The organism is Pseudobacteroides sp., from assembly GCF_036567765.1.
Classification (GTDB): Bacteria; Bacillota; Clostridia; order Acetivibrionales; family DSM-2933; genus Pseudobacteroides.
Map to the genome: position 1 here is coordinate 13787 of NZ_DATCTU010000028.1, position 14068 is coordinate 27854.

General features: G+C 38.8%; 9 protein-coding genes. All 9 read left to right on the forward strand.

Annotated features, from left to right (window positions below):
- Entirely contained in the window at positions 1-1593 is a 1593-nt protein-coding gene (locus tag VIO64_RS04300) for a response regulator transcription factor (RefSeq protein ID WP_331915516.1), read from the forward strand.
- A 210-nt stretch (positions 1594-1803) separates the two neighbouring features.
- On the forward strand, positions 1804-2898 hold the full coding sequence (locus VIO64_RS04305; protein WP_331915518.1) for a GntR family transcriptional regulator: 1095 nt from the start codon (positions 1804-1806) through the stop codon (positions 2896-2898).
- A 177-nt stretch (positions 2899-3075) separates the two neighbouring features.
- Positions 3076-4557 (forward strand): fucose isomerase, encoded by a 1482-nt coding sequence (locus tag VIO64_RS04310; protein WP_331915520.1) that lies wholly within the window; start codon positions 3076-3078, stop codon positions 4555-4557.
- A 45-nt stretch (positions 4558-4602) separates the two neighbouring features.
- Positions 4603-6306 carry a ribulokinase gene (araB, locus tag VIO64_RS04315; RefSeq protein ID WP_331915522.1) on the forward strand — a complete coding sequence of 568 codons (1704 nt, stop codon included), beginning with the start codon at positions 4603-4605 and terminating at the stop codon, positions 6304-6306.
- 4 nt (positions 6307-6310) lie between these two features.
- Positions 6311-7000 carry an L-ribulose-5-phosphate 4-epimerase gene (araD, locus tag VIO64_RS04320; protein ID WP_331915524.1) on the forward strand — a complete coding sequence of 230 codons (690 nt, stop codon included), beginning with the start codon at positions 6311-6313 and terminating at the stop codon, positions 6998-7000.
- Positions 7001-7126: 126 nt separating this feature from the next.
- Positions 7127-7864 carry an RNA polymerase sigma factor SigI gene (gene sigI, locus VIO64_RS04325; RefSeq protein WP_331915526.1) on the forward strand — a complete coding sequence of 246 codons (738 nt, stop codon included), beginning with the start codon at positions 7127-7129 and terminating at the stop codon, positions 7862-7864.
- A 161-nt stretch (positions 7865-8025) separates the two neighbouring features.
- Entirely contained in the window at positions 8026-9669 is a 1644-nt protein-coding gene (locus tag VIO64_RS04330) for a family 43 glycosylhydrolase (RefSeq protein ID WP_331915528.1), read from the forward strand.
- 224 nt (positions 9670-9893) lie between these two features.
- Positions 9894-11837, forward strand: a complete 1944-nt coding sequence (locus tag VIO64_RS04335) for an endo-1,4-beta-xylanase (RefSeq protein WP_331915530.1) — start codon at positions 9894-9896, stop codon at positions 11835-11837.
- Positions 11838-11860: 23 nt separating this feature from the next.
- The coding region (locus VIO64_RS04340; RefSeq protein ID WP_331915532.1) for a non-reducing end alpha-L-arabinofuranosidase family hydrolase at positions 11861-14068 on the forward strand (2208 nt) is incomplete at its 3' end.

A 14068-nucleotide genomic window follows, 5' to 3' on the forward strand; every position in this document is an offset into this window, starting at 1 on the left:
ATGTACAAGGTATTCTTAGTCGATGATGAAATAGAAATTCGCGAGGGGATGAGAGACAGTATAAATTGGGGGAACATCAATTTTGTATTTTCAGGGGAGGCTCCTGATGGAGAAATGGCACTGCCATTGATACAGGAAGTAAAACCGGATGTTTTGATTACCGATATAAAGATGCCTTTCATGGACGGGCTGCAATTAAGCAGAATGGTACACAAAATGATGCCATGGGTTAAAATAGTCATCCTGACAGGACATGACGAGTTTCATTATGCAAAAGAGGCTATCAGTATTGGTGTTGCCGAATTTCTTCTAAAGCCGGTGTGTGCCACTGAATTGATGGAGGTTCTGAAAAAAATTGCTGCTAAAATTGAACAGGAAAAAAAAGAGGAAGAGACCTCAGAAAAATTAAAAGAGCAGCTTCAAAATAATACGGTAGTCCTGAGAGATCGGTTTTTAAACGAGCTTGTAATGGGTATGGTTTCACTTCAGGATGTAGTTGATAAATGTGAGCACTTCCAAATAGATATTATTTCTAAATATTATCTTGTTACAATCGTAGAAGCCGAGATTAAAGTGCAGAATATGAATGACTGCAAATATAAAGAGTATCTGAAGTTTGAGGAAGTAGTTGATAAAATTCTTAAGGGAAACCAGCAGGTAATCAAATTCAAAAGAAATACCGGTGAGCTGATTCTAATCATCAAGGGAGATGGTGAATTAAAGTTAGGGACTTATGCCTATGAATTGTCAGAAACCATCATGAATGAAGCAGAGAGAGATACGGATTGTACTCTTTCCATCAGTATCGGGAGTGTGATGGAGCGGCTGGGTGGCATTGCAAAATCATATTTGGACGCAGACTTTGTAAACAAATACAAATACATATACGGGAAAGGTAAAATACTTGGAATGAATGACCTAAAGCTGGATTTAGGCATAAAAGAATTTGTTAAGCTGGATATGAATAATATCAATGATTTTATGAAATATGGTTCATATAAGGACATTAGGCAATTTGTGGGTGATTATGTAAAGCATTTGGACCGGACAGGAATGAACTCTCTGATGTACATTTTCTATACTTATATTGATATCATGTTAAATGCATCTAAATTTGTCAAGGAGCTAGGGTGGGATATAGAGAAAATATTGCCGGAGGCTGTTCAGCTCCAAAATGATTTGTCCATCATCAATTCCATAGATAAATTTAGGGAACATATAGAAAACGTGCTTAGAAAGGTTTTGGAATGTAGAGAGAATAGAATGGAGGACAGGTATAGTGACATTATGAGTAAGGCAAAGAATTTCATAACCAACTATTTTCAGGACTCAAACCTTTCGCTGAATTCTGTTGCTTCATATGTAAATATGAGTCCCAGCCATTTTTGTTCTGTGTTTAGTCAGGAAGCAGGGCAGACATTTACCGAATATCTGACGAAGGTACGGCTTAAAAAAGCTAAGGAACTTTTGAAGACAACATCATTAAGAGCTGCGGAAATAGCATATGGGGTAGGGTATAACGACCCTCACTATTTCAGCTATATATTTAAAAAATGGGAAGGTGTAACCCCAAAAGAATTTAGAAGCAGCTAAGGAATGATTGAAATATTACTTCCGATTCTGAGCGTGTGTTCACGAGTAAAGTGAACACGGAAGCGAAGATTAGCGGAAGTTATTATTTCAACATTCCTAAGGGATGATTGTGTTAACATTTACAGATACAAAGTGGATGATGTATAATATTATTAACATGTGCAGACAGGTGGGCAAAATCATTTCATGATTTTATTTAGGAGGGGCATGATGCAAAACGGAAGTAACCAGGCGAAATATTATAAGCTGATGGAGCATATTAAAGAAGAGGTTTTAATGGGACGCATCAAGCCAGGTGACCAAATTCCCTCGGAAAACACCCTTTCTAAGGAGCATTCCTTAAGCCGGCACACAGTTAGAAAAGCTATATCAATGCTTGTAAACGAAGGATTGCTTTATACCGAGCATGGCAAAGGTACCTTTTGTCTTGGGAGGCAAAACAAACGAAGCGATTCAAAAAATATCGGTGTCATTACAACATACATATCAGAATACATATTCCCACGGGTGATTCAGGGCATTGACGGCGTACTATCCGGAAGCGGTTACAGCATCATGTTAAAGAATACCAATAATAATACTGCAAATGAGGCTAACTGCCTCCAGGATTTATTGGGCAAAGACATTGAAGGATTGATTATCGAGCCTACCAAGAGTGCATTATTTTCCGACAATCTCAAATTCTATGAGGCTTTTGACAAGCATCATATACCCTATGTATTTATTCATGGTTACAATACCCAGTTGGGGGGAAAATCCCATGTGATTCTGGATGATGCCGGCGGTATGTTTTCGATAGTTGAATATCTTGCCAAGCTTGGGCATAAGAATATTATTGGTGTATTTAAAGCCGATGACATCCAGGGGATAAACAGGCATAAGGGGTTTGCAAGGGGATTAACCAAAGTCGGACTGTCTTACAATCCTGATAATATCATTTGGTTCCATACGGAGGATAAAGACGTAAAGCCTTATACATTTATCAGGCAATTCATTGAAGAGAAAAAAGAGATAGATGCCATTGTCTGTTATAATGATGAAATTGCTTTTAAAACTTTCGAGCTCCTTGGCAAATTAGGTGTCAAAGTGCCCCAAGATATATCTATTACCGGATTCGATGACTCTTACTTTTCTGAAAATTGTCCGGTAAAACTTACTACTGTAAATCATCCCAAAGAAGTATTGGGCCAGGAAGCAGCCAGCATTTTATTGGAAATGCTTAAAGATGATAATTATCAAAACAATCCTATACAAAAAGTGATTGAACCAAAGCTTGTTATCAAAGATTCTTGTATCCAAAGATAAGATCAATCCAGTTAAAGCATTCATTATTTTGCTCTGCTAAATATAAGATTGATAATGATTTTAATAGTGCTTAAAGATTTCCAAGCTGTGAATGTGTAACCTAACTTGTACGCACATGCACACAGGGGTTGATATTAGTAATCAAGAAAAATGTATTAATAGAAAAGGAGAATCCATATGATCAATATTCCAAAAGTAAAATTAGGTATTGCAGCTGTCAGCAGAGACTGCTTTCCCGCTGAGCTCAGTAAAGAAAGAAGGCAGAAAGTAGTGAAGGCCTGTGAACTTCAAAATATCCAAATCGTTGAGGTTCAGACAATTGTAGAAAATGAGGCGGATGTCTTAAAGGCCTTGGATGAACTGAAAAATGCCGATGTAAATGCATTGGTAGTCTACCTTGGCAATTTCGGTCCGGAAGGTCCTGAAACACTATTAGCTAAGAAGTTTAACGGGCCTTCAATGTTTGTGGCTGCTGCTGAAGAAACCGAGAATAACCTGATTGATGGACGGGGAGATGCGTACTGCGGAATGCTGAATGCATCATACAATTTGGGATTAAGAAAGCTCAATCCATACATACCCCAGTATCCGGTAGGTACACCGGATGAAATTACAGGAATGATAGGGGATTTTGAAAATATTGCAAGGGTTATTCTTGGCGTATCCAAATTAAAGCTGATTGGTTTTGGACCAAGGCCCCAGGATTTTCTTGCCTGTAATGCCCCCATTAAGCCTCTGTATGATTTAGGTGTGGAGATAATGGAAAACTCGGAATTGGATCTTTATGAATCTTTTCAACAACATAAGGATGACTCAAGAATTCCTTCCATTGTAAAAGAGATGGAACAGGAACTGGGAGATGGAAACGGATATCCTGGAATTCTTCCTGCATTGGCACAATATGAGCTGACTTTGAAAGATTGGGCTGAAAACAATAAGGGGGCGTCGGAGTACATAGTATTCGCAAATAAATGCTGGCCTGCATTCCAGAGACAGTTTGGGTTCGTTCCATGCTATGTAAATTCAAGGCTTGCGTCTATAGGTATGCCTGTAGCATGTGAAACAGATATCTATGGTGCATTGAGTGAATATATCATAACCTGTGCGACTAAGCTTCCTGCTACTATTTTAGACATAAACAACACTGTACCCAAAGACATGTACGAAAACAATAAAGACAAATTTAACGATTATAAATTAAATGACCTTTTTATGGGATTTCATTGTGGAAATACTCCAGCGTCTTGTATGAAGAATTTTGCAATGAAGTATCAGTTAATTATGCACAGACTTTTAGAACCTTCAAAAGAGCCTGATATATCAAGAGGAACACTTGAGGGGGCAATCAGGCCGGGAGATATGACTTTCTTCAGGATTCAGGGAACTGCAGACTGCAGTCTGAAATGCTATATAGCAAGTGGAGAAATTATAGATGTAGATCCTAAATCATTTGGTGGGATAGGAATTTTTGCAATAAAAGAGATGGCCAGGTTCTACAGGTATGTTTTAATCGCAAAGAGATACCCGCATCACGGCGGTGTGGCTTTTAAACACGCGGGAAAGATATTGTTTGAAGCTATGAGAATGCTTGGAGTTCAGGATATTGCGTTTAATCAGCCTCCTTCAATGCTTTATAAGGATGAAAACCCGTTTAAATAGTATAAATAGTCTAGGTCTTTATGATAGGAATGGAGGTTTTTAAATATGAGTAGGAAATACACAATTGGAGTTGATTTTGGAACGCTATCCGGCCGGGCAGTACTGGTGGATGTATCAACAGGGGAAGAAATCGCAACATCTGTGAAGGAATATACTCACGGGGTTATGTCGGATTATTTGCCTGATAAGGTAACTAAACTTGGGCACGATTGGGCACTCCAGCATCCCAAGGATTGGTTGGAAGTATTTGAGGAAACCATACCCAAGGTATTAAAAGAATCAGGGGTAAGCCCCGATGATGTCATTGGCGTAGGGGTTGACTTTACTGCTTGTACAATTTTGCCTTCTGACAGTATGGGAGTGCCTCTTTGTCTTAAGGATGAATATAAATCAAATCCCCATGCATGGCCAAAGCTTTGGAAACATCATGCAGCACAGGATGAGGCCAATAAAATAAATTTAATCGCAAAAGAAAGAGGAGAAAAATTTGTAAACAGGTATGGTGGAAAACAGTCTTCCGAATGGGAAGTTGCAAAAGTCTGGCAGGTCTTAAATGAAGCCCCTGAAATCTATGAAGCTATGGACAGATGGATTGAAGCTGCCGACTGGGTCACATGGCAGCTTACAGGCGTAGAAAAGAGGCAAATATGCACAGCAGGATATAAGGGAATCTGGCATAAGCAGGAAGGTTATCCTTCCAAAGAATTTTTTAAAGCCCTGGACCCAAGGCTTGAAAATTATGTGGAAGAAAAGCTTTCAAAGGATTTATATCCACTTGGCTCAAAGGCGGGTGAAATTACTAAAGAAGCTGCTCTGATGACAGGATTGAAACAGGGGACTGCCGTGTGCGTTGGAAACGTTGATGCCCATGTATCAATTCCGGCTGTTGGAATTACTGAGCCGGGTAAGATGTTGATGATAGTCGGAACCTCCACTTGTGATATATTGCTGGGCACCGAAGAAAAAATTGTCCCCGGAATGTGTGGGGTTGTTGAAGATGGTGCTATGCCGGGGTATTTTGCTTATGAATCGGGTCAGTCCTGTGTTGGGGATCATTTTGATTGGTTTGTAAAGAACTGTGTACCATCTTCCTATATGGAAGAAGCATGTAAAAGGGGAATCAACATACATAAGCTTTTACGCGAAAAGGCATCAGCACTTGAAGTGGGGGAATCCGGCCTTGTTGCACTGGATTGGTGGAATGGAAACAGGTCTGTACTTGTGGATGTTGACCTTACAGGCTTAATCATTGGCTTAACACTTCAATCAAAACCTGAAGAGATATATAGAACACTGATTGAAGCAACTGCCTATGGCAAGAGGATAATCATAGAAATATTCCGTGAAAGCGGAGTACCTATCAATGAGCTCTATGCTTGCGGTGGTATCGCTTCCAAGGACGACTTTATGATGCAAATCTATGCAGATGTTACCAATATGGAGATCAGGATCGGAGCTTCTTCCCAGACTCCTGCATTAGGGGCTGCAATGTTTGCTGCTGTAGCTGCAGGCAAAGAAAGGGGGGGCTATGACAGTATTTTTGAGGCCGCAAAAGTTATGGGTAAAGTGAAAGAAAAATCATTTAGACCTATCCCTGAGAATGTAGAAATGTATAATCGGCTTTATGAACAATACAAAATTCTTCATGACTACTTTGGAAGAGGCCATAATGATGTGATGAAGAAACTTAAAAAAATTAAGGAAGAGGCTTCAATATATAAAGATCAAATGGTAAAAGAAGAGGTGTAAGGTTATGCTGGAAACATTAAAAGAGGCAGTATTGGAAGCTAACCTTGAGCTTCCCAAAAGAGGGCTTGTAACATATACATGGGGAAATGTAAGCGGAATTGACAGGGAGGAAAACCTTATAGTGATTAAGCCCAGTGGGGTGCCCTATGAGGAGTTAAGGCTTGAACATCTTGTGGTACTGGATCTCAACGGGACCAAAGTGGAGGGAAAACTTAACCCATCCTCCGATACAAAGACCCATCTGGTGATTTATAGAAAATATCCGGAAATAGGTGGGATAGTACATACACATTCCCGGTGGGCTACCGTATGGGCTCAAGCCCTAAGGGGTATTCCAGCACTGGGAACCACCCATGCGGATTATTTTTACGGTGAAATTCCCTGTACACGCAAACTGACCAATGAAGAGATCAACGGTGATTATGAAGAACAAACCGGAAATGTTATTATAGAGACCTTTCAGGATAAAAATCCCATTTGTGTTCCCGGAGTTCTGGTCAGCAATCATGGGCCTTTTAGCTGGGGAAAAGACCCTCAGGAGGCAGTACATAATGCAGTAGTTTTAGAAGAGGTTGCCATGATGGCTTATCACGCATTTTCCCTCAAGCCTGATTTAAAGCAGATTGATAGAACATTACTAGACAGGCACTTTTTGAGAAAACATGGTAGTAAATCGTACTATGGTCAAAGCTAGCTAGGTATATTATCGCGAATTAAGGTTGCAAAATTACAAGCGAAAATGGTTTTTATTATACTAAAGATTAATGTACTTTAATTTAAATGAGTTTATTATAAAAACTATTATTGAAGGAAGATGTTTATGTTAGTTATTTCATCTGTTTTAAATTATAACGGTGAAACAGCAACCAGCACTGTTGAAAAAATTAAGAGTGGAGACAAGCATTTAAAAGAGAAATTCATAGAAGATTATATACCATTTATAATAAGAGTAATTACCGGCATTTATGCTTCAAAAGCAGTTGATGTAAAAAATAGTGATGAATATAGTGTTGGACTTATGGCATTTGATGAGGCAATTGAAAAGTTTGATGGAAGCAAAAGCAATCAATTTCTTAAATTTGCACAGTTGGTAATTAAAAGGAGGGTTGTAGATTATCTCAGACATATATCACCTATTAGCAAAAATGAAATTCCGTTTTCATATTTTAACAGCAGAAGTGATAGTGAGCTTGAGGAGAAATTAAATTTGTATGACTTTGGTTTAGAAGCAGGTAGGTATGAACTTATATGTGAATTAAAAGACTTTTCAAGACAGCTGGAAACATTTGGACTGAGTATAGGAAAGCTGCCTGATTACATACCAAAACATAGAGATTCAAAACAAATATGTATAAACATTGCTAAAAAAATTATTGAAAATAAGCATATATATAAAAAATTATTAACAAAAAAATACTTTATGATGAAAGAACTTTCTAAAATAATAGATGTTCATCCAAAGACTGTGGAAAGAAATAGGGAGTTTATTATATGTGTATGTATAGTGTATGAAAATGATTATGAAAATTTCAAAGCATATTTAGGCATGTTAAAGTAATAACTTCCCCTCTATTCACGCTTTAGAGCCCACTTAATTGCTACAAAATTTTATTTCTAATTCCGAACTGAAAAAAGTTCTGTTTTCCGAACATGTATTATGAAACTGAAATTATTGAACAATGTAAAATACAATTTTTAAAAGTAAGAGGAGAGTTTATTATGATTAAAAGTTTAAAAAAGGTATGGCTAGTAGTTTGTATCTGCAGTATTTTGATGACTCTTTTTCCGGCAAAAAGTTTTGCAGATTATCCGATTTTCTCTCAGCGTTATACAGCGGACCCTACCGCAGTAGAGTATAACGGGCGCCTTTATGTTTACTTGTCACACGACGCAGATCTTACAGCCGGTCAGTCAACTTACAATATTCCTGATATAACATGTATATCAACAGATGATTTGAAGAACTGGACCGACCATGGAGAGGTTTTTAATGCCAAAGCAGATTCAAAATGGGCTGGAGTTTCTTGGGCACCATCAATTGTATATCGCAATAATAAGTTTTATTTGTACTACGGCAACGGAGGAAACGGTATTGGCGTAGCAGTAAGTGACAGTCCAACAGGTCCATTTAAAGATCCTCGTTCAACAGCTCTTGTAACCATGAATACTGCTGGAGTACAACCGGCAACCAATATGTGGTTGTTTGACCCGGGTGTTTTTGTTGATGATGACGGACAAGCATATATGTATTTTGGAGGAAACGGACAAAATAATATAAGAGTTATCAAGTTGGGCAGTGATATGATAAGTACTGTAGGATCAGCGATAACAATGAGTGCCCCTCGTTTTTTTGAAGCTGCTTGGATGCATAAGTATAATGGAAAGTATTATTTTTCATACGCCAGCGATTTTACTCAGGGTGCTTCCAAGATTGAGTATATGATGAGCGATAGTCCTACCTCAGGTTTTACATATAAGGGAGTTATACTACCACAACCTCCAGACAATTATAATAACAATAATCATGCTGTTACTTTGAAGTTTAAAGATAAATGGTATTGTGTATACCACAACAGAAATTTAGGTAAACAACGAGGAGTAGAAACTAATTATCAAAGAAATGCGGCTATCGATGAGATGTTTTATAATGCAGACGGTACTATTAAGCAGGTAGTTCCAACAGTAGACGGCTTGAAACAACTCAAATACGTAGATCCTTATGTTAAGAATACAGCTGTAAACATGTACAAGGAGTCTGGTACTGAAACTGAAGCATTCAGTGAAGGTGGACGAAATGTTAGTTCAATACAAAACGGAGACTGGATCCAGATTAAAGGGGTAGATTTTGGCACCAGTGGTGCAGCCAGTTTTGATGCCAGAGTAGCAAGCAGTACACAGGGAGGAAATATTGAAATTAGATTGGATAGCCAGACAGGTAAATTGGTTGGTACTTGTAAAGTGGACGGAACTGGCGGATGGCAGACATGGACAACCAAAACATGTTCAGTTAGCGGTGCAACAGGTGTTCATGATGTGTTCTTTAAATTTACAGGTGGTAGCGATTATTTATTTAACTTTGGCTGGTGGAAGTTTAATCAAACTTTAAGCACACCAACGCCAACAAGCACACCAACACCAACAAGCACACCGACAAACATACCAACAACAAAACCGATTCTTACTGGGGATATTAACGGTGACGGTATAGTAAACATGTCAGACGTTATACTTTTAGCATTAAGTTTCAATTCGGTCAAGGGTGATTTAAAGTATAAGCCGGCATATGATTTGAACAATGACGGTGTTATAAATATGCAAGAAGTTATTATTATTGCAGTAAATTTTAATGCGGTATTGAAATAGTTTTTGTAAATATTGTGGCGTAAATAAAAGAAATGGACTTAAATATCATAAGACCTTGCAAACAATAGAATGCAAGGTCTTACTTTGGTTCTGAGTACAGATTGATAAAACATTACTAAAAAAAATTTGCAGGTCAATCAAATTCCTAACTGAAAATAAATATGTATACCGAATATGTATTATGAAATTCTTAAACTATTACTTGTTATAGGGGGGAAATGTAAATGGGTATTTTATCGAGTCTTTCTAAAATTAAAAAGTGCATTTTAGGTATTTTATGTTCAGCAGTTCTTTGCTGTATGATTTTACCGGCTGGAAATGCAGAGGCAGCAATGGCAAAAGGCCCAAAGTGGGTAGGTAATATCATCGCAGGCAGTGTCCCATCAAACTATGCAACTTACTGGAATCAGGCAACGCCCGAGAACGCAAGTAAATGGGGTAGTGTAGAATACAGCCGCGGAAATAGAAACTGGAGCAATGTTGACCTGATTTACAAATACTGCAAAACTAATGGATTCCCGTTCAAATTTCATACTCTTGTCTGGGGAAGTCAGGAACCATCATGGATAGGCAGCCTTTCAGCAGCTGACCAGAAAACATCGGTAACAAATTGGATTGAGGCAGCCGGTGCAAAATATCCCGATGCAGAGTTTGTAGATGTTGTTAATGAACCTTTACATGCACCAGCATCCTATAGAAATGCTATTGGAGGAAGCGGCTCAACAGGATGGGATTGGATTGTTTGGTCATTTGAACAGGCAAGGAAAGCATTTCCCAATTCCAAACTGCTTATAAACGAATACGGAATAATTAGCGACCCCAATGCAACAAACAATTATGTCAAGATCATAAATATTTTAAAGGATAAAGGTCTAGTAGACGGAATAGGAATACAGTGTCATCAGTTTAATATGGATAATGTTTCCACAAATACAATGAAGAGTGTTTTAAATACATTGGGTGCAACTGGGCTGCCCATATATGTATCTGAGCTTGACATGACAGGTGATGACGCTACGCAGCTAAATAGATATAAAGAAAAATTCCCTGTTTTATATGAAAGCCAATATGTTAAAGGTATAACATTGTGGGGGTATATACAGGGCACGACATGGATAAACAATACACATTTAATATCCACATCTGGTCAGGAGCGTCCTGCACTTACCTGGTTGAAGCAATATTTAGCCGCTGCATCGGCAGCACCCATCGATACACCGACTACAAAACCCACCAACACACCGACTACAAAACCCATCAACACGCCAACCCAGACACCAAATCCAGTTGTTACTGCCAAGGGAGATCTCAACAATGACGGTGCGATAAACATGTCAGATGTTATACTTTTAGCAAGTGCTTTTAATGTAGTAAGAGGAGATTTAAAATATACTGCAGCTTATGACCTGAATGGTGACGGCGTAATAAACATGTCTGATGTTATAGTTATTGCGGCAAATTTCGGTAGAACAGTAACTGTCGAAACAGCTACTCCAACAAAAGCATCTCCAACTTCCACAAAAGCACCAACTCCAACTCCGACCAGTCCACCAACCCCCATTCCAAGTTTAAAAGTTACCACAAAGGTATTACCTTTGGGTGATTCGATAACCGATGGACTCAATGTGCCTGGTGGGTACAGGATTAAACTTTGGAAGAGTATTACAAATGATGGGCTCATTGTGGATTTTGTAGGCTCTCTGTCAAACGGGCCTGCAGAACTTGGAGATAAGGATCATGAAGGACATTCAGGATGGAGAATAGACCAGATTGATACAAATATTAATTCATGGATGGATACATACAAACCTAAAATTGTGTTGTTGCATATTGGCACAAATGATATTTCCCAAAAATACGATTTGAATAATGCTCCTGCTAGGCTAAGTGGATTAATTGACAAGATTTGTACCAAATTACCATCAGGAGGGAAGCTTTATGTAGCTACTATTATCCCGCTGAGCTATGCAGATGTAAAATCATATAACACTCAAATTGCGGGAATTGTCCAAAATAAGTCAAATCAAGGCAAACCTGTATATATGGTGGACATGTACTCGGCACTTACCGTCTCCGATCTGGCGGATGGAGTTCATCCTAATGCGGCAGGTTACAATAAGATGGCAGATGTCTGGTATAAGGCTATCAAATCTGACTTGGAAAAATGATAATAAGAAGGAGAGGTCAAAATATGAAATGTTTTATTAAAAGAAGTTTTTCAATTATTTTTGGATTGATTTTTATGTTACTAATGTTCGGTACTGTATTGAATGCAGCTGCGAATCCTAATCCCTCATGGACAGTAGATGAACCGGTAATTTTTCACCGTGAGTTGCCACCCTACGATTATTATGGGGCAAAAGACCCGACTATTGTTTACTATGAGGGTAAATACCACGTGTTCTATACCGGTGCAAATCAAGGCGGTGGGTGGCAGATGCTTTATACATCCGCAAGCACAATTCCCGAACTAAAAAATGCCAAACGTACCTATATGAGCAAAATAGGAGAAAGTTATTTTTGTGCACCGGAAGTATTTTATTTCGAGCCTCAGAAATTATGGTATCTTGTCTATCAGGATGGTACATATGGAGCTGCTTATTCAACTACGACTAACATAGCTGACCCAAGTTCATGGAAAGGGCCGCAATCCTTCGGTATATCCGGGAATATGGGGTGGGATTATTTCATCATCTGTGACGATCAAAACGCTTATATGTACAATACACCGGATGACGGCTCAGGCAGGCTTTATATGCGTAAAACGTCCCTTTCAAACTTTCCTAAAGGTTGGAGTGCACCCACTGTAGCCATGTCTGGAGTTTTTGAAGGTGCTGAGGTTTATAAATCCCTTGCTGACGGAAAATACTATTTGCTTATCGAAGACATGAAAGATGGAAGATATTATGAGTTGTGGACATCATCAAGTGCTGGGGGACCATGGACACAGGTTGCAGAAAAATGGGCATGGAGAGGAAATCTTACTAAATATAATTCAGCTACTAAGTGGACTACTAATGTTTCCCATGGTGAACTTATACGTACAGGATATAACCAGAAGCTGGAGATTGATGATATAAACCATGTTGATTTTCTCATCCAGGGCACATTAAGCCTATCTGGTGACTACCAAAAGCTTATATGGGATTTGGGACTAATCAGAAATTATCCTGGAAGCCAAGCTACTCCAGGCCCTGCAGTTACCTCTACTCCTACACCTACAAAACCTGCAGAACCTACGCCTGGACCTAGATCGGCCTTTACGCAGATAGAAGCAGAGAAGTATAACAGCATTAATTCTTCGACAATTGAAACAATAACTACCACTAATGGCAGCGGTCTGGGTTATATAGAAAGTGGCAATTACCTGGTATATAACAAGATAGACTTTGGAAGCGGAGCAACTTCTTTTAAGGCTCTTGTTGCAGGCGAACTTACTTCCAAAATCGAGTTGCGATTGAATGGTCCTGCCGGCACTCTTATAGGCACACTATCGGTGGAAGCCACAGGAGACTGGAATACATATCAGGAACAGATTTGCAGCATAAATAAAGTAACAGGAGTAAATGACCTTTATCTGGTATTCTCCGGCCCAGTAAATATTGATTGGTTTTCATTTTCGGGTAGTGCTGTAAATACATCGATACCAACAATACCTGTGACCACTACTTCAGGGGATTTGAATAAAGACGGCATTATAAATATGGCCGATGTAATTCTTTTGGCTAAGGCATTCGGTTCGGTAATCGGAGAAAGTAAATATGATCCGTCATATGACCTGAACAATGATGGAGCAATAAATATGTCCGATGTTATTATTATTGCTTCCAAGTTTAATACTGTAATCAGTTCTCCAAACAATACGCCTGTACCAACTCCGACACGAGCATCGACCCCAACTCCAACACGTGTGGTGACACCAACCCCTATTCCTACAGCCTCAGGAACAGCTTTGCATCAATTAGCTGCAGCCAAGGGAATAACATTTGGCACATGTGTTAACAGTCAATGGTTCTCAAATACAACAGGTACAACGTATGCTAATATTCTCAATAGCGAATTTGGAATGGTTGTAGCTGAGAATGAGATGAAAGTTGATGCTATAGAGCCTTCACAAAATAATTTCAACTTTACAAACGGCGATAAATTGGTTAACTATGCTATAAGTAACAATAAAAAAGTGCGTGGACATACTCTTGTATGGCATGCTCAACTTCCTGGATGGATGAATAATTGGAGTGGAAGTCGTGATGGACTGATTTCAGCCATGAATAACCACATTACCAAGACTATGGATCATTTTAAGGGAAAAATCGCAGAATGGGACGTTGTCAACGAAGCTTGTGACGATAGTGGTAATGGACTTAGAAGAAGTGTATGGACAAATAAAATCGGTAAT